Here is a 24,550-nt window from a genome sequence, read left to right as displayed (position 1 = left end):
CATGACCAATCCCTTCGACGACCAGGACGGCACCTTCCTCGTCCTCGTCAACGACGAGAACCAGCACTCGCTCTGGCCGCAGTTCGCGGACGTACCGGCCGGCTGGACCGTCTCCCACGGTCCCGCCACCCACGCCGCCTGCCTGGAGCACATCGAGCGGACCTGGACCGACATGCGGCCCAGGAGCCTCGCCGTCGCCATGGACGCGCAGCGGTAACGCGGCCGACGTGACCACCACCGAAACACTGGGCGGGACCCGCGACACCGCGGGCCCCGCCCGGTCCGACGACCTCGCCGCGGCCCTGCTCACTCCCGGGGCCCGGCGGGACCCGTATCCCTTCTACGCCCGCATGCGGCGCGAGGACCCGGTCCACCGCAGCCCCCAGGGCGTCTGGTACCTCACCCGGTACGCCGATGTCGAGGCGGCGCTCTGCGACCTGCGGCTGTCCAACGACCGGGACAGGATGACGCGCGCGTGCAGCGCGCTCGGCGGCGACATGAAGGCCCTCAGCCGGCTCACCGAGCGACTCGGCCGGGTGATGACCAACACCGACCCGCCCGACCACGCCCGGCTGCGCAAACTGGCCAACAGGGCCTTCACCGCCCGCCGCGTCGAGGCCCTGCGCGACCGTGTCCAGCAGATCGTGGACCGGCTCATCGACGAGGCGGTCGCCGCCGGGCCGGCCATGGACCTGATCGAGGCGGTCGCCTCCCCCCTGCCCATGTCCGTCGTCTGCGAGCTGTTCGGCATCCCCGACGAGGACCGGCCGCGGGTCAAGGCGTGGTTCCGCCGCTTCGGCCGGCTCGGCGAGGACATCGACAAGTCCGAGGCGGCGATCGACCAGTACGAGGAATACCTGTCCGGACTCATCCGACAGCGCAGGCGTGAGCCGGGCGACGACCTGATCAGCGCCCTGGTCGCCACCCAGTCGCAGGACGACCGGCTCACCGACTCCGAACTGCTGTCCACCTGCTTCGTCCTGATCACCGCCGGCGACGAGACCACCACGCACCTGATCGCCAACGGCGTGCTGGCCCTGCTGCGCCACCCGGACCAGCTGGCCCGGCTCCGCGCCGACCCCGGCCTGACCCGCAGGGCCGTCGAGGAACTGGCCCGCTACGACACGGTGACCCAGGCGATCGTCCGGGTCGTCGCCGAGGACCTGGAGATCGGCGGCCGGACTCTGCGGGAGGGCGAGCTGGTGTACCTGTTCCTCGGCGCCACCAACCGCGACCCCGAACGCTTCGAGAACCCCGACCGGCTCGACCTGACCCGCCCCGGCAACCGGCACCTCAGTTTCGGCCACGGCCCGCACTTCTGCCTCGGCGGCCCGCTGGCCAAGCTCCAGGCGGAGGTGGCCGTCGGCACGCTGGTGCGCCGGCTGCCCGGTCTGCGCCTCGCCGAGGGGGCGGTGCTCGACTGGCGGCCCAATCCGCTGCAACGGCGCCTGAGCGCCCTCCCGCTCACCCACTGACCGTGCACGACGACGAAGGAGCAGTACCCACCATGGCCCGAGAGTTCGAGGTCCGCAGACAACAGGACCTGCCCGCCACACCCGAGCAGGTCTGGAACGCCGTGGCCACCGGCGCCGGCAACCTCGGCTGGCTCTACCCGATGGAGATCGAGCCGCGCGTCGGCGGAAAGGTCACCCGGGGCGACGCCACCGTCGTGGCCTGGGAGCCGCCGCACCACCTGGCGGTCCGGGCGGTGCAGGACGACGGGTTCTCCAACACGCTCAGCTACCGCGTCGAGGCGGCGGACGACGGCACGAGCCGCCTGCGGATGGGCATCCACTGGGTGCACACGGGCGTGGTCGACGATGCCTGGAACTGGGAGGCCAAGACCGAAGTGGCCGAGAAGTACGTCGACTTCCATCAGCACGCGCTGGACGAGTACCTCCGGCACTTCGCCGGCCGCCGGGCCGCCTACGTCCCTGCGCACTGCCCCGAACCGACCTCGGACCCGGGCGACTTCGCGACCCTGCGCCGCCGCCTCGGCCTCGCGGACGACGCCGTCGTCGGCGACCGGTTCACACTGCTCGCCCCGGGCCCGGAGTACGAACCCGTGGAGGTGACCGTCGACTGGCTCAGCACCGACTTCGTCGGCCTGCGCGGCCCGGACGCCCTGTACCGGTTCTTCAACGGCAGTACGTGGAACGTGCCGATCCGGCTCGCCCACCATCTGTACGCCGAGGACACCGACGAGGAGCAGGCCACCAAGGCGTGGAACGCCTGGCTCAACGACGACACCCGGACCCAGGGACTCTGATGGAAACCACCACGCAGACAGTGCTGTTCGCCGCCGAACTCGTCGAGGAGAACGGCACCTACGCCCTCGTCGTCGAGGACGTGCGGAAGGGCACCGTCCAGACCACACCGGTCCCCAGAGCCATGGTCGACAAGCTCCCGGTCTTCCTCGCGGCGCTCACCGCCAAGCTCGCCCCGGTGCAGCAGCGCCGAGGCCGGTAACCCAAGGCCGGTAACCCGGGGGCCGGCACCGCACCCGCGCCATCGCGAGGCGGGCCGGCACCGCGGGCCCCCGTCGCGGCGCGACGGCTGTCCGTCCGCCTCGCCGCCGCGCGTACGAACGCGTCCGCCGGACGGAACACCTAGGGCCGTGCTCCGGGGGTCGGCAGGAAGCCCGAGACCTGGAAGTACGTCAGGTAGCGGCCCAGGACGTCGTCGGTGAGGGGCGGTTGGCTCACGCCCGCCGCCTCGGCCGCCCGGCTGGTGCGGCGCGAGTCGAAGCGGCGGTGGTCCGCCTCGTCGTTCCCGGACTGACCGTCGTCCCCGAGGAACAGCTGCGCGGCGTTGTCGGGGTGCTCCGCCACGCGGGCCCGCCACTCCTCGGGGGACACGGTGCGCAGCGCGTAGCCGAGGCCGGCCGCCACCTCGAAGACCCGGTCCAGGGACGGCGCGTCCGGGTTGGTGTAGTGGTAGGTCTCCGCCGCACCCCCACCGGACGCGCCGAGTGCGACGACCGCCGCGCTCACGTAGTCCACGGGCACCCAGTCGGTCGTCCCGTACGGCAGGTCCGGCACCGCTCCGGCCTGGAGGCAGCCCTTGATGAGCTGCCACAGCAGGTCGCGGTCCTGGCAGGCTCCGGTCGCGGTGTCACCGCTGATCCGGCCGGGGCGGTGGACGGTCACCGGCAGCCCCCGGTCACGGGCGAGGCCGACGAGTTGCTCGGCGACCCACTTGCTCCGGGCGTACCCGTCGGGCAGGTCGGCCGCCGGGCCGGTCGGGGACGCCTCGGTGAGGGGGGCGGGGTCGGTGCCGCGCGCCGGGGCGAACACTCCGGTGGTGGAGATGTAGTGCATCCCTGGCGAGTCGGAGTCGGCGAGGAGGCGCAGCAGTTCCTCGGTGCCGGCCACGTTGGGGGCGCGCAGATCGCCGTACGGGGCGGCGAAGTTGACGCGTGCCCCGTTGTGCAGGACGGGGCCGAGCCGGCGGGCCAGGGCGGTCCGCTCGTCGGGTTCGATGCCGAGACCGGGGGCGGCGAGGTCGCCTGGGACGGGGTGGATCAGGTCCTCGTACCGGGGGCGCCACAGGCCGTAGTGCTCCAGATTGGCCCGGAGCCGCTGCGCCGCGCTCTCGGGGCTCGCAGCCCGTACGAGGCAGTCGACGGGTCCTTCGGTGGCCTCGATCAGGTCCCGCAGGAGGAACGCGCCGAGGAAGCCGGAGGCTCCGGTGAGCAGGGGCCGGGCGGCGGGGCGGGCGGGCCGGCGTGCGGGGTCGGGCCGAGCGGGGCTCCGGCGGGCGCCGGTGATGTCGGGGGCGAGCGCGACCTCGGCGGCGAGGTCGGGGGCAGGGGCGTCCTCCTGCTCCCCCTCCCCCGGCGCTCGGCCCAGCAGACGGTCGACGCCCTCGACGGTGGGCGTCGCGAACAGGGCCCGCAGGGAGGGTCGCCGGCCGCACCGCTCCCCGATCCGGCGGGCCAGGGTCACGGCGAGCAGGGAGTGGCCGCCCAGGGCGAAGAAGTCGTCCGTGACACCCACTTCGGGCAGGCCGAGCGTCTGGGCGAAGACCTCGCACAGGGCGCGTTCCCGGGCGGTGCGGGGAGCCCGGCCGCCGGCCGCCACCGGGCTGCCGGGGGCGGGCAGCGCGCGCCGGTCGGTCTTGCCGTTGGGGGTCACGGGGAGGGCGTCGAGGCGGACGTGGGCGGCGGGGACCATGTGGTCGGGCAGGACGGCGGCGAGATGGCCGCGCAGCTCGGCCCAGTCCGGGTCTGGTGTGTCCTCGTCGGCGACGGTGTACGCGACGAGGCGCCGGTCGCCCGGACGGTCCTCGCGGACGGTGACGCAGGCCGCGGCCACGCCGGGCAGGGCGGTGAGCGCGGCCTCGATCTCGCCGAGTTCGATGCGGAAGCCGCGGAGCTTGACCTGGTCGTCGACGCGGGAGACGTACAGGAGGCGGCCGTCCGTCGTCCACCGCACGAGGTCGCCGGTGCGGTACATGCGGCCGCCGGCTCGGTCGAAGGGGTCGGCGACGAAGCGGGTCGCGGTGAGGCCGGCCCGGCCGAGGTAGCCGCGTGCGATTCCCTCGCCCGATACGTACAGCTCGCCGACGACGCCGGGCGGTACGGGGGCCAGCCGGTCGTCCAGGACGTGGACGCGGGTGCCGTCGACGGGGGCGCCGATGGGGACGGTGCGGTCGGGGGCGAGCGGCCCCTCCGCGTGCTGGAACGCGCTCATGGTGGCGCAGACGGTGGTCTCCGTCGGGCCGTAGGCGTTGACGAGGAAGCGGTCCTTGGCCCAGGCGTGCACCAGGGCGGGCGGGCACGCCTCGCCCGCGAGCACCATCGTGAGGCCGGTGGGCAGGGAGTCCGGCGGCATCACGGCCAGTGCGGCGGGCGGGATGGTCAGGTGGGTGACGCCCCGTTCGCGTACGAGTGCGGCCAGGGCAGGGCCGGGCAGCAGGGCTTCGCGTGTGTCGATCTCCAGGCAGGCTCCGGAGAGCAGGCCCATGCACAGCTCCCAGAACGCGGCGTCGAAGCTGACCGACGCCATGTGCAGCACCCGGCTGCCGGGCCCGACGCGCAGCCGCTCGCTCTGGGTCCTGGCCATGGCCCGGACGCCGCGGTGGGTGACGACGACACCCTTGGGGCGGCCGGTGGAGCCGGAGGTGTAGATGACGTACGCCGGGTTGGCCGGGTGGGCGCGGGCTCCCGTGGGTGTGCGCCCGTCGGTGCCGAGGTCGTCGGTGTACAGGTGCGGCACCGCGCTCCCGGGGAGGCGGTCGTGGATCGCGGGGGTGGTGAGGAGCAGGCGCGGGTTCGCGTCGTCGAGCATGTAGGACAGGCGCTTGGCCGGGTAGTCGGGGTCCAGTGGCACGTAGGCGGCGCCGGCCTTGAGGACGGCGAGCAGGGCCACGACGAGGTGATGGGTGCGGGGCAGGGCGACGGCGACCCGGTCCTCGGGGCCGACGCCCCGGTCGGCGAGGTGCCGGGCGAGGGCGTCGGCGCGTGCGTCGAGTTCGCCGTAGCTGAGGGTGGTGTGCGCGTCGCGGACCGCCGGGGCGTCGGGGGTGCGCCGGGCCCACTCCTCGAAGAGCGCGGGGACGGTGGCGGCGGGCAGGCCGTCGTCGGGCCCGGTGCCGAGGGCGGTGAGGCGGCGGTGCTCGGCGGGGGTGAGCAGGTCGTACGTGTGCACGGGCCGGTCCGGGTCGGCGGTGACGGCGCCGAGCAGCAGGACGAGGCGGTCCGCGAGGCCGTGGACGGTCGGCGCGTCGAACAGTTCGGTCGCGTAGTCGACGGTGGCCCGCATGCCGTCGAGGGCGCCGGTCTCGTCGTAGGTCTCGGTGAAGGCGAACGACAGGTCGAACTTGCTGACTTCGGCCTCGGCGGGCACCCCGGAGACGGTGAGGCCCGGCAGGTCGACGGCGGCGGACGCCTGGTTCTGGAGGACCAGCATGGTCTGGAAGAGCGGGTGGTGGCTCTGGGCGCGCGCGGGGTTGAGCAGTTCGACCAGGCGCTCGAAGGGCACGTCCTGGTGGGCGTACGCCGCCAGGTCGAATTCCCTCACGCGGCCGAGGAGTTCGCGGAAGGTCGGGTCGCCGCTGAGGTCGGTGCGCAGGACGAGCGTGTTGACGAAGAAGCCGACGAGACCCGACGCGGCTTCGTCGGTGCGTCCGGCGACGGCGGTGCCCAGGGGGATGTCGTCCCCGGCGCCGTGCCGGGACAGGACCGTCGCCAGGGCGGCCTGGAGCACCATGAAGACGCTGCATCCGCAGGCGCGGGCGAGTTCGGTGACCTGGCGGGCCGTGGCGGGGTCGACCGAGAAGCCGAGGGTGGCCCCGGTGTGCCGGGAGGTGGCGGGGCGCGGCCGGTCCCAGGGCAGCTCGACGGCTTCCGGGAGCCCGTCCAGCGCGTGTTTCCAGTGGGCGAGCTGACGGCATACGAGGCTGTCGGCGTCCTGTTCCTCGCCGAGCAGGTCGCGCTGCCACAGGGTGTGGTCGGCGTAGTCGACGGGCAGCGGCGCCCAGGAGGGTTCCTCGCCGCGGACGCGGGCCCGGTAGGCGGCGCCCAGGTCGTGGGCGAGAGGGGCCAGGGAGGTGCCGTCGGCGGCGATGTGGTGGACCACGAGGACCAGGACGTGGGCGTCGGGGGTCAGCCGCAGGAGGGTGGCCCGCAGGGGCAGGCTGCGCTCGATGTCGATGGGTTCGGCGGTGGCCGCCGCGACCCGGTGGCGGAGCTTGGCCTCGTCGACGGCCTCCATCGCGAACGGGATGAGGACGTCGTCGGGTGCGGTGATGTGCTGGTGCGGTCCGTCGTCGCCCTCGGGGAAGACGGTGCGCAGGGCGGCGTGCCGGCCGATGATGTCGGCCACGGCCCGGCACAGCGCGTCCGCGTCGAGCGGTCCGTCGATGCGCACGGCGAGCGGGATGTTGTACGTGGCGGAGGGGCCGTCGAGCCGGTGCAGGAACCACAGGCGCTGCTGGGCGTAGGACAGCGGGAGCGTGGCGGGGCGCGGCTGCGGGACGAGGGCCGGGCGGGTGGTGCCGTCCGCGCCCTCCAGCGCGGTGGCGAGCGCGGCGACGGTGGGGTGTTCGAAGAGGGTGCGGATGTCGGTCTCGGTGTGCAGGGCGGTGCGGATGCGGCCCACGAGACGGGTGGCGAGCAGGGAGTGGCCGCCGAGGGCGAAGAAGCTGTCGTCGGTGCCGACGCGGGGCACGCCGAGCACGTCGGCGAACAGCCCGGCGAGGATCTCCTCCATCGCGCTGCGCGGCGCGCGTCCGGCGACGGTGCGCGGTCCCGTGGGGGCGGGCAGGGCGGCCCGGTCGATCTTGCCGTTGGGGGTCAGGGGCAGTGCGTCGAGGGGCTGGATGACGGCGGGCACCATGTACGCGGGCAGCAGGCGGCCGACGTGGGCGGCGAGCAGTCCCGGGTCGGGCGTCTCGCCGTCGGCGGGGACGACGTAGGCGGTGAGGGTGCGGTCGCCCGGCAGGTCCTCGCGTACGAGGACGCAGGCGGCGCGCACCGCCGGGTGGTCGCGCAGGACCGTTTCGATCTCGGCGGGTTCGATGCGGTGGCCGCGCAGTTTGATCTGCTGGTCGGCGCGCGCCACGTAGGTCAGGCCGCCGTCGCCGTCGCGGCGCACCAGGTCGCCGGTGCGGTACATCCGGCCGCCCGCCCGGTCGAAGGGGTCGGCGACGAAGCGGGTGGCGGTCAGGGCGGGCCGGCCCAGGTAGCCGCGGGCGACGCCGGGGCCCGCGAGGTACAGCTCGCCCTCGGCTCCGGGCGGCACGGGCCGCATCCCGGCGTCCAGGACGTAGGCGCGCATGCCGTCGAGCGGGCGTCCGATGGGGGCCGCGCCACCGGGGGCGTCGTCGGGGCGTACGTGGTGGGCGGTGGCGAAGGTGGTGGTCTCGGTGGGCCCGTAGACGTGCAGGACGGTGGTGCCGGGGTGGTCGGCGGCGAGGCGCTGCATGGCTCCGGGGGCGGCGGCCTCGCCTCCGGCGGCGACCAGGCGCAGTTGGCCGAGGCAGTCCGGGTCGGTGTCGGCCAGGACGTTGAACAGGGCCGTCGTCAGGAAGGCGGCGGTGACGCCGTGCCGGGCCACCAGGTCCCGGAGCGCGGAGGGCTGGAGCGGTCCTTCGGGTGCCACGACGACGCGGCCTCCGTTGAGGAGCGGGGTCCAGATCTCGAAGGTGGAGGCGTCGAAGACGTACGCGGAGTGCAGCAGGACGGCGTCGGCGGCGCCGTCGCCCCAGCCCCGGTGGGCCGCCAGGGCGGCGACGTCGCCGTGGGTGACGCCGACGCCCTTGGGCAGTCCGGTGGAGCCGGAGGTGAACATCACGTACGCCAGGCGGTGGCCGCCCGTGGCCTCGGGGAGCGCGCCGGGGGCGGCCGGGCCCCCGGTGTGGACCCGGCCCGCCGCGTCGACGCTCAGCACGGCGGTCCCGGCGCCGAGCCGGCGGACCCACGGGAGGGTGCGGGTCGTCTCGTCGACGACGAGGACCTTCAGGGGGACGACCTCGGTGACGCGGTTGAGCCGTTCGGTGGGCCAGCGCGGGTCGAGCGGGACGTAGGCGGCGCCCGCGCGCAGGGCGGCGAGCGAGGCGGTGACGGTGGCGGCCGAGCGGGCGACGAGGATGCCGACGCCGTCCTCGGGGCCGGTCCCCAGCCCGGTGAGCGCGCCCGCGAGGTCGTCCGCGAGGCTCTGGAGCTGCCCGTACGTCAGCCGCTCGCCCGCCCCGGACACGGCCACCGCGTCCGGGTGGCGGCGGGCGCGCTCGGCGACGGCCGCGGGGATGCTCACGGCCGTTGTCCCGCTGGGGAGTCCGTCGCCCGTCCCCTGGGCGATCAGGTGCTCGTGCTCGCCGTCCAGCAGGACGGGCGCGGTGTCGGCGCGGCCGTCGAGGCCCCGGGCCATGGCGGTCAGCAGGTGCCGCAGGCGGGAGACGGTGTGGGCCACCTCCTGCCGGTCGAGCACGGCGGGCCGGTAGCCGAAGGTGATCCGCAGGGTCTCCCCCGGCGCGACGGTGAGGGTGAGGGGGTAGTGGGCGGCGTCGGTGCCGCTGAATCCGGTGACGGTGAGTCCGGGCAGTCCGCGCTGGGCGGTGCGCAGGGCCTCGTCGTCCATCGGGTAGTTCTCGAACACGACCAGTGTGTCGAAGAGTTCGTCCAGGTGGGTGACGCCCCGGATGTCGCTCAGGCCCACGTGCCGGCTGTCCAGGAGCCGGCCCTGCTCCTCCTGGAGCCGGGTCAGCAGCCCGGCCAGGGTCTCGCCGGGTGCGGGGCAGAGCCGTACGGGGACGGTGTTGATGAACAGGCCGACCATGGACTCGATGCCGGGGATCTCCGGCGGGCGTCCGGAGACGGTGGCGCCGAACACCACGTCGGACCGGCCGGTGAGGTGGCCGAGCAGCAGCCCCCAGGCGCCCTGCACGAGGGTGTTGAGGGTGAGGCGGTGGGCGCGGGCCGTCTCGCGCAGGCGGTGCGTCGTCTCCGTGTCCAGGTCGAGGACGAGCGTCTCGGGCAGCTCGGCCGAGCCGGGGCCTTCCCCGGCGCCCGGACCGGCGAGGAGGGTCGGCGTCTCGATTCCCGCCAGGGCGGCGGTCCAGGTTTCGAGGGCGGCGGCGCGGTCCTGCTGGGAGAGCCACACGAGGTAGGTGCGGTAGGGGGTGACGCGGGGCAGGGCGCTGTCGTCGCCGCCGGAGGCGTACAGCTCGAACAGCTCCCGTACGAGCAGGGGCAGCGACCAGCCGTCGAACAGGATGTGATGGCTCGTCATGACCAGGCGGTGCCGCCCCGGTGCGGTGCGCACGAGGGTGAACCGCATCAGGGGCGGGGTGGCCAGGTCGAAGCGGCGCGTGCGGTCGGCGGCGAGGAAGGCCGTCAGCCGCTGTGGCGCGTCGGCGTCCGGGTCCGGGCCGGTCAGGTCCAGTTCTTCCAGGGGGACGGGGACCTCGGCCGCGACCGCCTGCACGGGCTCGTCCAGGTCCTCGTGGAGGAAGCCCACGCGGAGGTTGGCGTGGCGGCGCAGCAGGGCTCCGATGGCGGCGCGCAGGGCGGGGACGTCGACGGGGCCCTCGACGTCGAAGACGAACTGCGCGGTGTAGACGTCCACGGCGTGGGAGTCGTAGAGGGCGTGGAAGTACATGCCGGCCTGCAACGGCGTCAGGGGGAGTACGTCCTCCAGTTGGAACCCGTTCACTTGCGTCCACCCCACTTGTTCTGCAGTCGGTCGATCTGGTTCTGGTTGAGCGAGACCAGAGGAAGGTCGGACGGCGTGTAGCCGCCTGCTCCGGGCTGTTCGGCATGCTCCGCGATGGCTCGCAGGGCGCGCGTGAAGGCGTCGGCCAGGGCGCCCACGTCCTCCTCCTTCAGGAGGTCGCTGGGCCAGGTCCAGCGGGCCACCAGGCGGGGGCCGTCCGGCAGGTCCTCGGTGTGCGCGTTGATGTCCAGGACGTGGTGGACAGGCATGTCGGGATCCTGGCTGCGCGGCCCGCCCGCGTCGAGCAGGACGTCCCAGTCGCCGGCCGCCGCCGTCCCGGCCGCCGCGTACCGCCCCAGGTAGTTGAAGCCGATCTGGGGTGCGGCGGCGGCCAGCCGGGGGCCGGTAGCGGGGTTGAGGTGGCGCAGCATGCCGTAGCCGACGCCGTGGTCGGGGACGGCCCGCAGTTGCTCCTTGACACGCTTCACTGCACGTTCAACGAGCGCGGCGCCGAAGCGTGCCGGGTCACGTCCGTCGAGCGGTCCGGGGTCGAGCCGGACCGGGTGGAGACTGGTGAACCAGCCGACCGTGCGGGACAGGTCGATGTGGCCGGCGATCTGTTCACGGCCGTGGCTCTCCAGGTCGAGCAGGACGGCGGTGTCCGGCCGGGGGGAGCCGGGCCGCTGGGCCCGCCAGGCGTTGACGGCGAGGGCGAGTCCGGTGAGCAGGATGTCGTCGACTCCGGCGTGGAAGGCGCCCGGCACTGTGGTGAGCAGGGGCTTCGTCCAGGTGGCGGGCAGATGGGCGACGAGGGTGCGCGTCCCGTCGGCGGTGTCCAGGTAGGGGTCGAGCGGCCGGTATCCGAGCTGCGGGTCGGGTGTTTTCAGTGCCTCCTCCCAGAACGGGAGTTCGGCCTGCCGTTCCGTGCCGGTGGCCTGCTCGGTGAGGAGCTGCGCCCAGCGCCGGTAGGAGGTGGTCGCGGCGGGCAGCGCGGTGTCCGGGCCGGGTGCCGTCCCGGCGGCCGTCGCCCGGTTGGCCGCCTGCCAGGCGCGGGCCAGGTCCTCGGCGAGGACGCGCCAGGAGACCGCGTCGACGGCCAGGTGGTGCACGACCAGGAGCAGCCGGCCGCGTTCCCGGGGTCCGGCGTCGGCCCACACGGCTTCGAACACGGACCCGGCCGAGGGCCGCAGGCGCCTGCGGGCCCGTTCGCCCGCCTCGGTGAGGACGCCGCGGACGGCGTCCGCGTCGAGCCCGGTGATGTCGACGCGGGTCAGGCGGCGCCGGGCCGGCACGGTGCCGGGCGGCAGCGTGCGCAGGACGGGGTCGCCCCCGGCGGTGCGGGTGACGCGCAGGCGGAGCATGTCGTGGTGGTCGGCGAGCAGTTGGAGGGCTGCGGCGAGGGTGTCCTCGTCGGCTCCGGCGGGGGTGCTCAGGACCCCGGACTGGTTGTAGCCGTCCGTCGTGCCGGGGCGCTCCAGGAGCCAGGCGGCGATGGGGGTCGGCGGCATCTCGCCGGTACCGTGGCCGGCCGGTTCGGTGGTGCTGCTGTCGAGCGGGGCGGCGACGGCCGCGATGGCCTCGGGGGTGCGGTGGGCGAAGACGTCGCGGGGTGTGACGGCGAGCCCTGCTTCCCGTACGCGGCTGACGAGCTGGATGGACAGGATGCTGTCGCCGCCGAGCGCGAAGAAGTCGTCGTCGGTGCGGACGGCGGCGGCGCGCAGTACGGAGGCGAAGGCGTCGCACAGGGCGCGTTCCGCGGCGGTGCGCGGCTGCCCGCCGGGCCGGCCGGGGGCGGGGAGCGCCGGGGCGGGCAGGGCGGCGCGGTCCGTCTTGCCGTTCGGCAGGAGCGGCAGCGCGTCGAGGGCCACGAAGGCGGCGGGCACCATGTAGGGCGGCAGTGCCGACGTCAGCCGGCCGCGCAGTGCCCCGTCGGTGAGCGGGGCGCTGGCCACGGTGTAGGCGACCAGGCGCCGTTCGCCCGGCCGGTCCTCGCGGACGAGTGCGCAGGCGGCGGTGATGCCGTCGACCGCGGTGAGGGCGGCCTCGATCTCGCCGAGTTCGATGCGGAAACCGTGCAGCTTGACCTGGTCGTCGGCGCGGGAGACGTAGTGGAGCAGTCCCCCGGTGTCCTGTCTGACGAGGTCGCCGGTGCGGTACATGCGGCTTCCCGCCGGGCCGAAGGGGTCGGCGACGAACCGGGTCGCGGTCAGGGCGGGGCGGCCCAGGTAGCCGCGGGCGAGGCCGTCGCCCGCGATGTGGAGTTCGCCGGTGACTCCCGGCGGGACCGGCCGCAGCGCGGCGTCCAGGACGTAGGCGCGGGTGTTGTCGACGGGGCGGCCGAGGGGGACGCCGCCCTCGTCCGCCGTGCTGTCGTCCGCCTCGGCGCGGAGGTGGTGGGCGGTGGCGTCGATGGTGGTCTCGGTGGGCCCGTAGAGGTTGTGCACGGCGGCCCGCCAGGTGCGGCCGGCTCGTACGGCCAGGGCCCGGGGCAGGGGTTCGCCGCCGCAGGCGACGGCCCGCAGGGTGGTGGGCGCGTCGTCGGGGCCGGTCTCGGTGAGCAGCAGGGACAGGTGCGAGGGCACGAACTGGGCGATGGTCACGCCCTCCTCGCGCATCCGCGCCAGCAGCCCGGCGGGGTCGTGGTTGAGCGCGGGCGGGACGGGGCAGGTCGCGCCGCCGTGGAGCAGGGGCAGCCAGGTCTCCCACACCGAGGCGTCGAAGCTGGGCGAGGTGCGCGCGAGGACCCGGTCCTCGTCGGTCAGGGCCAGATGGCGGGCCATCCACGCCATGTGGTTGGCCAGGGCGGCGTGGGTGACGACGACACCCTTGGGCCGCCCGGTGGAGCCCGAGGTGTAGATGACGTACGCCGCGTCGTCCGGCTCCGGCGCGGCCGCGGGGGGCGGGGCGCTTCCGGTGGCCCAGGCGGTCCGGTCGTCGAGCGCGAGGAGGGGCACGTCGGTGAAGCGGGCGGCGCCGTGGACGAGGAACAGCGCCGGGCGCGCGTCGTCCAGCATGTGGGTGACGCGTGCCTCGGGGTAGTCGAGGTCGACGGGCAGGCAGGCGGCCCCGGCCTTGGCCACCGCGAGCATCGCGACGACCTGCTCGACGGTCCCTTCGGCGGCGAGGGCGACGAGATCGCCGCGGCCGATGCCCCGCGCGTGCAGGTGCCCGGCCAGGGCGTCGGACAGGGCGTCCAGTTCGCCGAAGGTGAGCCGCCGCGCGCCGGCCCGGACGGCGGTCCGCCCGGGGGTCCGGGCGGTCTGTGCGCGGAACGCCTCGGGGGCGGTACGTGTGTGGATGGGCCGGACCGGGCCGTGGGAGGCCCGCTCCAGCGCCGCGCGTTCGTCCGTGTCGAGGAACGCGGCGGTGCGGACGGGTCCGTCGGGGTCGGCGGCGAGCGAGGCGAGCAGGCGGGTCAGGCGTGCGGCCAGGGCGTGTGCGGTGGTGTGGGTGAAGAGGTCGGTGGAGAACTCCAGGACTCCGTCGAGACCGGCGGGCCGGCCCGCCTCGTCGCGGGTCTCGGTGAAGGTGAAGGTGAGGTCGAACTTGCTGATGCCGGTGCGTACGGGCTGTTCGGTCACGGTGAGACCGTGCAGGCCGAGCGAGGTGTCCGCCTGGTTCTGGAGGACGATCATCGTCTGGAACAGCGGGTGGTGGTCCTGCGCCCGGTCCGGGCTGAGCGCGTCCACCAGCCGCTCGAACGGCACGTCCTGGTGGGCGTAGGCGGCCAGGTCGAACGCCCGTACGCGGTCGAGCACTTCGGTGAAGGCGGGGTCGCCCGTCAGGTCGGCGCGCAGGACGAGGGTGTTGACGAAGAAGCCCACCAGGTCGTCCAGCGCTTCGTCGGTGCGCCCGGCGACGGCGGTGCCCAGCGGGATGTCCTCGCCCGCCCCGTGCCGGGAGAGCAGGACCGACAGGGCGGCCTGGAGCACCATGAAGAGGCTGCACCCACGGGCGTGGGCCAGCTCCGCGAGTGCCCGGTGCGTGTCCGCGCCGACGGGGAAGGTGAACGCGTCCCCGCGGTAGGTCATGACGGCGGGGCGCGGCCGGTCCAGGGGCAGGGCGAGCAGACCGGGTGCGTCCGCCAGGGCGGTGCGCCAGAAGTCCAGCTGGCGCGCGCCCCTGCCGGCGGTGTCGTCCGCCTCGCCGAGGAGGGCGCGCTGCCACAGGGTGTAGTCGGCGTACTGGACGCGCAGTTGTGGCCAGGTGGGCTCCTCGCCGTGGATCCGGGAACGGTAGGCGTCGCCGAGGTCGCGGGCCAGCGGGGCGAGCGACCAGCCGTCTCCGGCGATGTGGTGGACGAGAAGGACCAGGACGTGGGAGTCGGCGCCGATCCCGAGCAGCCTGGCGCGCACCGGGAGGTCGGTGCGCACGTCGAAGGCGTGCGCCACCTCGGCGGTCAGCACCTCCTCCAGGCGGGACGGGTCGATGTCCCGGGGTGTCAGGTCCAGGTCGGCGCCGGCCGCGTCGAGGACAAGCTGACGGGCCACCCCGTCGGTCTCGGGGAAGACGGTACGCAGGCTCTCGTGGCGTTCCACGACGTCCCCGAGTGCGCGCTCCAGGGCCTTCGCGTCGAGCGGTCCGTCCAGGCGGAGCACCAGCGGCACGTTGTAGGTGGCGCTGGGTCCCTCGAATCTGTTGAGGAACCACAGGCGTTGCTGCGCGAAGGACAGCGGCAGCGGATCGGGCCGGTGCCGGGCCGGCTCCAACGCGCTGCCGGCCGGTTCGGCGCCGGCCAGCGTGGCGGCGAGCGCGGCCGGCGTGGGGTGTTCGAAGACGGCCTTGACCTGGACCTCGACGGCGAGCGCGGTCCGGATGCGGGCGACGAGCCGGGTGGCGAGCAGGGAGTGGCCGCCCAGGGCGAAGAAGTCGTCGTCCACGCCCGCCTCCCGGATGCCGAGCACATCGGCGAAGAGCCCGCAGAGGATCTCCTCGCGCGGGGTGCGGGCGGCGCGCCCGCGTGGCGCGGCGCGGTGCTCGGGCGCGGGCAGGGCGCGGCGGTCCACCTTGCCGTTGACGGTGAGCGGCAGCGCGTCGAGCAGGACGAACGCGGCGGGCACCATGTAGGCGGGCAGGGACCGGGCGACGGCTTCGGCGAGGTCGGCGGGGTCGGGGCGGGCGGAGTCCGTGGGCACCACGTAGGCGACGAGCCGGCGGTCGCCGGGGACGTCCTCGCGGACGACGGTGTAGGAGTCGGCGACGCCTTCGCAGCAGGCCAGCACGGATTCGATCTCGCCGGGCTCGATGCGGTAGCCGCGCAGTTTGACCTGGCTGTCGGCGCGGGAGACGTAGGCGATCTGCCCGTCCCCGGTCCACCGGACGAGGTCGCCGGTGCGGTACATGCGCCCGCCCGCCGGGTCGAACGGGTCGGCGACGAACCGGGTCGCGGTCAGGGCCGGCAGCCCGGTGTATCCACGGGCGAGGCCGCGCCCCGCGAGGTACAGCTCGCCCGTGACCCCTGCGGGCACCGGCCCGAGGGAGTCGTCGAGGACGTACAGCCGCATGCCGTCCAGGGGGCGCCCGATGGGCGGCGGCCCCGACGGCAGGTCGGCGGTCACGTCGTAGCGGGTGGCGAAGGTGGTGGTCTCGGTGGGCCCGTACACATGGAGGACGCGTACGCCGGGTGCGGCGCCCGCGACCCGCTGCATGGCGTCCGGTGAGGCCAGTTCGCCTCCGGCGCAGACGAGGCGGAGGCCGGCGAACGCGCCGGGTCCGGTGTCGGCGATCACGTTGAGCAGGGCCGTCGTCAGGAAGACCGCGGTCACCCCCTGTTCACGGACGGCGTCGCCAAGGACGCGGGCCTCCAGGACGCCGTCGGGTGCGACGACGACCTTGCCGCCGTGCAGGAGCGGGGCCCAGATCTCGAAGGTGGAGGCGTCGAAGACGTACGCGGAGTGCATCAGGACCGCGTCGGCCGCGCCGTCCCGCCAGGCGGAGTCCGCCGTCAGCGCCGCCACGTCGGCGTGGGTGACGCCGACGCCCTTGGGCAGGCCGGTCGAGCCGGAGGTGAACATGACGTACGCGAGGCTGTCGGGCCCCGGTACGCCGGCGGGGCGGCCGGGTGCCGGGGGCGCGCCGCGCAGGACGCGGCCGGTCCGGTCCACGACCAGGACCGGGATCCGCTGGGCCGTCTCCCGCACCCAGGCGGTGGCCGCGGCCTGTTCGTCCACGACGAGGACCCGCACGTCCGCCACGTCGGTGACCTGTTCGAGCCGTTCCCGGGGCCAGCGCGCGTCCATCGGGACGTACGCGGCGGCCGCGCGGACAGCGCCGAGCGACACGGTCACGACGGCCGGGGAGCGGCCGAGCAGTACGCCGACGCCGGTCTCGGGTCCGGCCCCCAGACCCGCCAGGGCATGGGCGAGTGCCAGGGATGCCTGGTCGAGTCCGGTGTACGTGAGGCAGGTGCCGTCGTCCGATACGGCCACGGCGTCCGGGGTGCGGTGTGCCTGCGCGGCGAAGAGCGCGGGCAGGGTGGTCTGCGGTGCGGGGGCGGGGAGCTCGCGGCCGGTGCCCCAGTGGGTGACGCGGCCGTGTTCCTCCGCCGTCAGCAGGTCGTAGTCCGCCAGCGGCAGGCCGGCGTCGGCCGTCACCTGTCCGAGGAGGATGAGCAGACGGTCCGCGAGGGCTTCGGCGGTGGCGCGGTCGAAGAGGGCGGTCGCGTACTCGATCCCGGCGGTCAGACCGCCGCCGTTCTCCTCGCCGAACGCGAAGGTCAGGTCGAACTTGCTCAGGCCGTTGTGGACGAGCCGGTCCTCGACCGTGAGGCCCGGCAGTTCGGGCCGGACCGCCTCCTGGTTCTGCAGGACCAGCATGGTCTGGAAGAGGGGGTGGTGGTTGCGTGCCCTGACCGGGTTGAGGCTCTCGACGAGCCGCTCGAAGGGCACGTCCTGATGCGCGTAGGCCGAGAGGTCGAACTCCCGGACGCGGGCGAGGAGTTCACCGAAGGTCGGGTTGCCCGCGAGATCGTTGCGCAGGACCAGGGTGTTGACGAAGAAGCCGACCAGGTCCTCCAGCGCCTCGTCCGTGCGGCCGGCGACGGGGGTGCCGAGCGGGATGTCGTCACCCGCGCCGTGCCGGTGCAGCAGGGTGGCGACCGCCGCCTGGAGCACCATGAACAGGGTGCTGCCGGACTCCCTCGCCAGGCGCAGGAGCCGTGCGTGCAGTTCGGGCGGTACGTCGAAGCTGTGGACGGCCCCCGAGGGGTCGGTGGTGACGGGACGCGGCCGGTCCAGCGGCAGGTCGATCAGGCCGGGCAGGCCGGCGAGCGCGGTGTGCCAGTGGTCGAGCTGCTCGCGCAGCACGCTTCCGGGGGCGTCCGCGTCACCCAGGACGGTGTGCTGCCACAGGGTGTAGTCGGCGTACTGGAGCGGGCTGGCCGCCTCGGGCCGGTGGCCGGCGAGCCGGGCCCGGTAGGCGTCGCCGAGATGGCGGGCGAGCGGGGCCAGGGACCAGCCGTCGCCCGCGATGTGGTGCAGGACGAGCACGAGGACGTGGCGGCCGGGTGCGGTGCGCAGGAGCAGGGCGCGCAGCGGCGGGTCGGTGAGCACGTCGAACGGCTCGCCCACGGCGTCCAGGACCGCCGCTTCCAGCTCGGCGGGGGCCGTGCGGAGCAGCGGCAGGCGCGGGACGACCGCTTCGGTGGGAAGGACCACCTGGTGCGGCACGCCGTCGCGTTCGGGGAAGACGGTGCGCAGCGACTCGTGCCGTTCCACGACGTCCCGCAGTGCGGCGCGCAGGGCGACGGTGTCCAGGGGGCCGCCGATGTCGAGGACGAGCGGAATGTTGTAGGAGGAGCTGGGGCCTTCGAGCCGGTTCAGGAACCAGAGCCGCTGCTGTGCGTGGGACAGGGGAAGCGGGTCGGGCCGGTCCGCGACGGGCAGCACCGGTGGGCGGGAGCGTCCCTGGGAGTCGAGTGACCGGGCGAGCCCGGCGACGGTCGGGTGCTCGAACAGGGTGCGTACGGCGATGTCGGCGCCGAGGACCGCGCGGACGCGGCTGACGACGCGCATGGCGAGGAGGGAGTGTCCGCCGAGGTCGAAGAAGCTGTCGTGCGGGCGGACCTCCGCACGTCCCAGCACATCGGCGAGGATTCCGGCGAGCAGGTCCTCGCGCGGGGTGTGCTGCCCCGGGCCTTCGGCGGTGGTCCCGGCGTCCGCTTCGGGCCGGGGCAGGGCGCGCCGGTCCGTCTTCCCGTTGGGCAGGAGCGGCAGTGCGTCCAGGACGACGACGGCTGCGGGCACCATGTAGTGCGGAAGCGTTTCGGCGAGGGCGTCGCGCAGCGCGGCGGGTCGGCTGCCGGGGGCCGTGGTGACGGCGTAGGCGACGAGGCGGAGGTCGCCGGGTATGTCCTCCCGGATGACGGCGCAGGCGGCGGTGACGCCGGGCCGTGCCAGCAGGGCGGCCTCGATCTCGCCGGGTTCGATGCGGAAGCCGCGCAGTTTGACCTGGTCGTCGGCGCGGGAGACGTAGGCGAGCAGCCCGTCCCGGTTCCACCGTACGAGATCGCCCGTGCGGTACATGCGGGCGCCGGCGCCGTCGAAGGGGTCGGCGACGAACCGTGCGGCGGTCAGACCGGGCCGGCCCAGGTAGCCGTGGGCCAGGTTGGGGCCGGAGAGGTACAGCTCGCCGGTGACCCCGGCCGGTACGGGCCGCAGCCGGTCGTCCAGGACGTAGGCGCGCATGGTGTCGACGGGCCGGCCGACCGGCACCGTGTCGTGCGGGGTGCCGGCGGTGGCGGGGACTCGGTGGGCGGTCGCGTCGATGGTGGCCTCGGTCGGGCCGTAGAGGTTGTGCACCTGGGCCTGCCACAGCGTGGCCGTGTCGCGTGCCAGGGCGTTCGGCAGTGGTTCGCCGCCGCACAGGACGGCGCGCAGGCCGGGCAGGGGCGCGGCGTGGGCCGCTTCGGACAGGACGAGGCTCAGGTGGGAGGGGACGAACTGGGCGACGGTGACGCCGAACCGGCTCATCCAGGTGACCAGCGTGTCCGGCTCGGTGTTGGCCCCGGGCGGCAGCACGCAGACCTCGGCGCCGTTCATCAGGGGGAGCCAGAGCTCCCAGACGGACGCGTCGAAGCTGGTGGAGGTGCGGGCGAGGACGCGGTCCTGCGGGGTGATCGCCAGGTGCCGTGCCATCCAGGCCATGTGGTTGGCGAGGGCGGCGTGCGGGACGACCACGCCCTTGGGGCGGCCGGTGGACCCGGAGGTGTAGATGACGTAGGCGGGGTCCGCCGGGTGCGGTGCGGCCGTCAGCGGCGTCGTGGGGGGTGCGGTCCACAGCGCCGGGTCGTCGAGGGCGAGCCGGGGGATGTCCCCGGCGGGCAGGTCCGGGTGTACGTCCCCGGTGGTGAGGAGGAGGACGGGACGGGCGTCGTCCAGCATGTGGCGGATGCGGGCGTGCGGGTACCGCGGGTCGACCGGCAGGTGGGCGGCGCCGGCCCGCAGCACGGCCAGCGTGGCGGCCACGGTGTGCACGGAGGGCGGTGCGGCGATGGCGACCCTGGTCCCCCGTGCCGCGCCCCGCGCGCGCAGCACCTGGGCGAGGGCGTCGGCGCGGGCGTCGAGTTCGGCGTAGGTGAGGTGGGTGTCCGCGTCGCGCACGGCGACGGCGCCGGGCGTGCGCCGGGCCTGTTCGCGGACGGCTTCGGGGGCGGTCGGCGCCTGCGGCGTGCGGGGCGCGCCGCGTCCCCGGGCGAGGAGTTCGTCGCGCTCCGGTGGGGTGAGCGGGTCCAGGCCGCTGACGGGGCGGCCGGCGTCGGCCACGGCCTGGGTGAGCACGTGGGCGAAGCGGGCGCACAGAGCGCGGGCGGTCGCGGCGTCGAAGAGGTCGGTGGCGTACTCCAGATAGCCGCCGATGCCCCGGGCACCGGGGCCCGCACCCCGCTCGTCGCCCCCGGCGGTCCCGGCGGTCCCGGCGGGTTCGGTGGCTTCGGTGGCTTCGGTGGCTTCGGTCAGTGAGAAGGTCAGGTCGAACTTGCTGCCTCCGCGGTGGCGGGACCGGTCGTGGACCGTGACGCCCGGCAGGTCCAGTTCGGCCCGCTCCTGGTTCTGGAGGACCAGCATCGTCTGGAAGAGCGGGTGGTGGTCGCCGGACCGCTCCGGGTTGACGGCCTCCACGATCCGCTCGAAGGGGAGGTCGCTGTGGCCGAGGGCCGCGATGTCGAACTCCTTGACCCGGTCGAGCAGTTCGCGGAACGTCGGGTCGCCGGAGAGGTCCGTGCGCAGAACCACGGTGTTGACGAAGAAGCCGACCAGATCGTCCAGGACCTCGTCGGTGCGCCCGGCGACCGCCGTGCCGAGCGGGATGTCGGTGCCGGCGCCATGGGCGCGGAGCGTCACGGCGAGGGCGGCCCGGAGCACCATGAACGGGGTGCACCCTGCGTCGCGGGCGAGCCGGACGAGCGCGGCGTGCGCGGGCGCGGGCAGCTCGAAGGGTACGCAGGCGCCCCGGTGGCTGGGCACGGCCGGGCGGGGCCGGTCCAGGGGCAGGTCGAGCAGGTCGGGGCTGCCGCGCAACGCCTCCTGCCAGAAGGTGAGCTGGCGGGCCGCCAGGCTGCCGGCCTCCCCGTCCTCGCCGAGCAGCCGGCGCTGCCAGAGGGTGTAGTCGGCGTACTGCGCCCGCAGCGGCGCCCAGCCGGGTGTGCCCGTGCCCTCGCTCCTGGCCCGGTAGGCGGCGGAGAGGTCACGGCTGAGCGGGGCGAGGGACCAGCCGTCGGCGACGATGTGGTGCAGGACGAGGACCAGGACGTGCCGGGCGGGTCCCGGGCACAGCAGGTGGGCGCGGAGGGCGGCGTCCTCGGTGAGGTCGAAGGGGGCGGTGCTCAGGCGGCGTACCGCCTCGCGCACCCAGTCATCGGCGGCCTCGCCGGCCGGAGGGTGTTCGACGCGGAGCGGTACGAGGGAGGCGGCGGACTCCGCGTCGATGATGTGCTGGCGGGGGACGCCGTCGTGTTCGGCGAAGACGGTGCGCAGGCTCTCGTGCCGGGCGACCACGTCGGCCAGCGCGGCGCGCAGCGCGTCGGTGTCCACGGGGCCTTCGAGTTCGAGGACGAGCGGCACGTTGTACGTGTCGCTCGGGCCCTCGGCCCGGTTGAGGAACCAGAGGCGCTGCTGCGCGAAGGACAGCGGGAGTACGTCCGGTCTCGGCTGCGGCGCGAGAACCGGCCGGGCCGGGCCGGAGGTGTCCAGGACGGCGGCGAGGGAGGCGACCGTGGGGTGGGCGAAGAGGGTGCCCAGGGCGAGTTCGACGCCCAGGGCCGCCCGCACCCGGCCGGTGAGGCGGGCGGCGAGCAGCGAGTGGCCGCCCAGGGCGAAGAAGCTGTCGTCCACACCGACCGCGTGCACCCCGAGGACGTCGGCGAACAGCCCGGCGAGGACCTCCTCGTACGCGGTGCGCGGGGCCCGGCCCGTACCGGTGGCGGTGCGCGGCGCGGGCAGCGCGCGGCGGTCGACCTTGCCGTTGGGGTTCAGGGGCAGGGCGTCGAGCGTCACGAAGGCGGAGGGCACCATGTACGCGGGCAGCGCGCGGCCGATCCGGCGGGCCAGGGCGGCGGTGTCCGGGCGGGCGCCGGGGGCGGGCACCACGTAGGCGACGAGCCGGCGGTCGCCGGGGGCGTCCTCGCGTACGACGACGCAGGCGCCGCGCACGTCCGGGTCGGTGAGCAGGACGTGCTCGGTCTCCGCGGGCTCGATGCGGAATCCGCGGAGCTTGATCTGGCCGTCCGCCCGCCCCACGTACTCGATGTCGCCCCCGGCGGTCCAGCGCACGAGGTCGCCGGTGCGGTACATGCGTGAGCCCGGCAGCCCGTACGGGTCGGCGACGAAGCGGCCGGCGGTCAGCGCGGGCCGGCCCTGGTATCCGCGGGCGACGCCGTGACCGCTCACGTACAGCTCCCCCACGACGCCGGGCGGCACCATGCCGAGGGTGTCGTCCAGGACGTACAGGCTCATGCCGTCCAGTGCGCGGCCGATGGGCGGTACCCCGCTGCTGTCGGCGGTGACGGGGTGCCGGGCGGCGAACGTGGTGGTCTCGGTGGGGCCGTACACGTGCAGGACGAGCGTGCGGGGCGAGGCGGCGGCGGCCCGCTGCATCAGGTCCGGCGTCGCGGCCTCGCCGCCGGCGGCGACCAGCCGCAGGCCGGAGAACACCGCCGGGTCCGCCTCGGCCATCACGTTGAACAGGGCGGTCGTCAGGAACAGCGCGGTGACACCGTACGTGTCCGCCATGTCGTGGACGACGCGTGCCTCCAGGACGCCGGGGGGTGCGACGACCACGCGGCCGCCGTTGAGGAGCGGCACCCAGATCTCGAAGGTGGAGGCGTCGAAGACGTACGCGGAGTGCATCAGCACCGCGTCGGACACGCCGCCGGTCCAGGTGCGGTCGGCGGCCAGCGCGAGGATGTCGGCGTGGGTGACGCCGACGCCCTTGGGCAGGCCGGTGGAGCCGGAGGTGAACATGACGTACGCGAGCCGGTCGGCTCGGCCGGTCCGGGGCAGCGGGCCCGGCCGGGGTGGCGTTCCGCGCAGCACGTGGCCGCGCGCGTCCACGACGAGGAGCGGGAGACCGGCAGCGGCCGCCGCCCGCACCCAGGGCGTGCGGGCGGTCGCCTCGTCGGCGATCAGGGCGCGGACGCGGGCCGCTTCCACGACGCGGTCGAGCCGTTCGGCGGGCCAGGCGGCGTCCATCGGCACATAGGCCGCGCCGGCGGCGACCGCGCCGAGGGTGGCGGTCAGCACGGCGGCCGAACGGCCCACGAGCACGCCGACTCCGTCCTCGCGGGCGATGCCCAGGCCGGTCAGGGCGCCCGCGAGGACGTCGGCGGCCCGCTCCAGCTGCCGGTACGAGACGATGAGGGTCGCGTCCACGACGGCCGGGGCGTCCGGCGTGCGGCGCACCTGCGCGCGGAACGCCCGGGACAGATCCGGGCCGGCGGCCTGTGCGCGCAGGGCTGTGCCGCGCCCCTGGTCGCGCAGTACCCGGACGGCGGTGTCGTCCAGGAGCGGCAGGTCGCGCAGGAGGAGGCCGGGGTCGGCGTCGGCCAGGGCCGACACGAAGGACACCACGGCCCGCTCGTGCAGCTGGACGTCCTCGGGGCGGTACAGCTCGGGGTTGGCGTCGAACCCGATCAGCGGCCCCTTCCCCTCGGCCCGTTCGGAGACGAAGAGCGACACGTCGTCCACCGGGCCGATGGACAGCACCCGGGAAGGGGCGGGCACACCGGCGAGGTCGAGGTCGTAGTCGTAGCCCATGATGTTGACGACGACGCCGGTCAGGCGGGACGCGTCGTCGCTCATGCCGAGTTCACGGGCGAGTTGTTCGCGTGAGAAGCGGCGGTGGCGCAGGGCGCCGCGCATCTCGGCGGCGACCTCGCGGATCAGGGCGCCGACGGTCATGTCGGCGGGGAGGGTCAGGCGCAGCGGCAGGATGTTGGACGTCATGCCGACGATGTGGCGCAGTCCGCCGTGCCGGCCGTTGGAGGCCAGGCCCACGGTGACGTCGCGGTTTCCGGTGACCCTGGCGGTGTAGGCGGCGACGGCGCTCACCATGACCGCGCTCCAGGTGGTGCGGTGGGCGGCGGCGAGCCGGCGCAGGCCGTCGAGGACGCTCACGGGCAGTGTCTCGCCCGTGTGCAGCCGTACGTCCGTTCCGTCGGGGCCGGGTGTCGCGGGCGTGTCGGTGCGCCGGCGGATGAGGGTCCTGCCGCTGTGCGCGTCGTCGCCTTCCCCGGCGGCGCCGGGTGCCAGGTCGGCGAACCTGCCGGTCCAGTAGGCGCGGTCGGCCTCGTAACGGCCGGAGTCGCGGTAGGCGGCCTCGTCGGCGACGAGTTCGCGCAGGGGCGCGGCGGGCAGGGTGACCCGGGCGAGGTCCTCGCCCCGGACGGCCCGGCCGTAGAGGTCGGCCACGGTGCGGGTGAAGACGGCGCCGCCGAGACCGTCGACGGCTATGTGGTGGAAGCGTACGTACCAGTAGCGCAGCCCGTCTCCGGCGCGCAGCAGTGCGAAGTGGTGCTGCGGGCGGTGGAGTGTGTCGGCGGATGCCATGTCCTCGGCGAGATAGCGCTCGACCTCGGCGGCGGGGTCGGCGGCGCGGGACAGGTCCACGGTACGGAGCCGGCCGGTGTCGGCCCGGGGGTGGCGGACGACGCGCTGGCGGACGGTGTCGCTCTCCGTGACGAACTCGAGGTTCAGGCTGTCGCACAGGTCGGCCGCCCGGTCGACCGCTGCGGCGAATAGCGTCTCGTCGAGGTCGCCCCGGATCTCGAAGCATTCACCGATGTTGTATTTCGGGCTTCCGGGGTCGACCAGCTGCCCGTACCAGACGCCCCGCTGGGCGATGGTCGTACCGAAGAACTCATCGAGAACCGATTCCGAGGCGACAGATCTGTTTTCGCGCAT

At 74.7% G+C, this 24,550-nt stretch carries 6 protein-coding genes; 4 read left to right on the top strand and 2 right to left on the bottom strand.

Translation table 11 applies throughout. The annotated features are described in order from the left end of the window. Position 1 precedes the first annotated feature (1 nt). From B082_RS0105380 to B082_RS0105365, 4 genes are read left to right on the top strand one after another with little or no spacing between them, the layout of a single operon-like run. Complete coding sequence (locus B082_RS0105380) at positions 2-217, top strand: MbtH family protein (protein ID WP_018550780.1); 216 nt, start codon at positions 2-4, stop codon at positions 215-217. Positions 218-227: 10 nt separating this feature from the next. Continuing rightward, a complete protein-coding gene (locus B082_RS0105375) occupies positions 228-1,475 on the top strand; it encodes a cytochrome P450 (RefSeq protein WP_018550779.1) in 1,248 nt (415 codons plus the stop codon). A 32-nt stretch (positions 1,476-1,507) separates the two neighbouring features. Next, positions 1,508-2,269, top strand: a complete 762-nt coding sequence (locus tag B082_RS0105370) for a hypothetical protein (protein ID WP_018550778.1) — start codon at positions 1,508-1,510, stop codon at positions 2,267-2,269. Beyond that, positions 2,269-2,469: a hypothetical protein gene (locus B082_RS0105365; protein WP_018550777.1), complete on the top strand. Its 201-nt coding sequence runs from the start codon at positions 2,269-2,271 to the stop codon at positions 2,467-2,469. The genes B082_RS0105370 and B082_RS0105365 overlap by 1 nt, the downstream gene beginning before the upstream one ends. Positions 2,470-2,609: 140 nt before the next feature. Here B082_RS0105365 and B082_RS0105360 read toward each other — a convergent pair whose 3' ends face one another. Both B082_RS0105360 and B082_RS0105355 read right to left on the bottom strand, forming a co-directional pair. Further along, positions 2,610-10,157 (bottom strand): non-ribosomal peptide synthetase, encoded by a 7,548-nt coding sequence (locus B082_RS0105360; protein WP_018550776.1) that lies wholly within the window; start codon positions 10,155-10,157, stop codon positions 2,610-2,612. Continuing rightward, positions 10,154-24,550 carry a non-ribosomal peptide synthetase gene (locus B082_RS0105355; protein WP_018550775.1) on the bottom strand — a complete coding sequence of 4,799 codons (14,397 nt, stop codon included), beginning with the start codon at positions 24,548-24,550 and terminating at the stop codon, positions 10,154-10,156. Before B082_RS0105355 ends, B082_RS0105360 begins: the two co-directional genes overlap by 4 nt.

Origin of the sequence: Streptomyces sp. ATexAB-D23 (assembly GCF_000373645.1) — a bacterium.
GTDB classification, from domain to species: Bacteria; Actinomycetota; Actinomycetes; order Streptomycetales; family Streptomycetaceae; genus Streptomyces; species Streptomyces castrisilvae.
The sequence above is the reverse complement of the archived record's forward strand: the minus strand, read 5'-3'. Positions and strand labels throughout refer to the sequence as shown.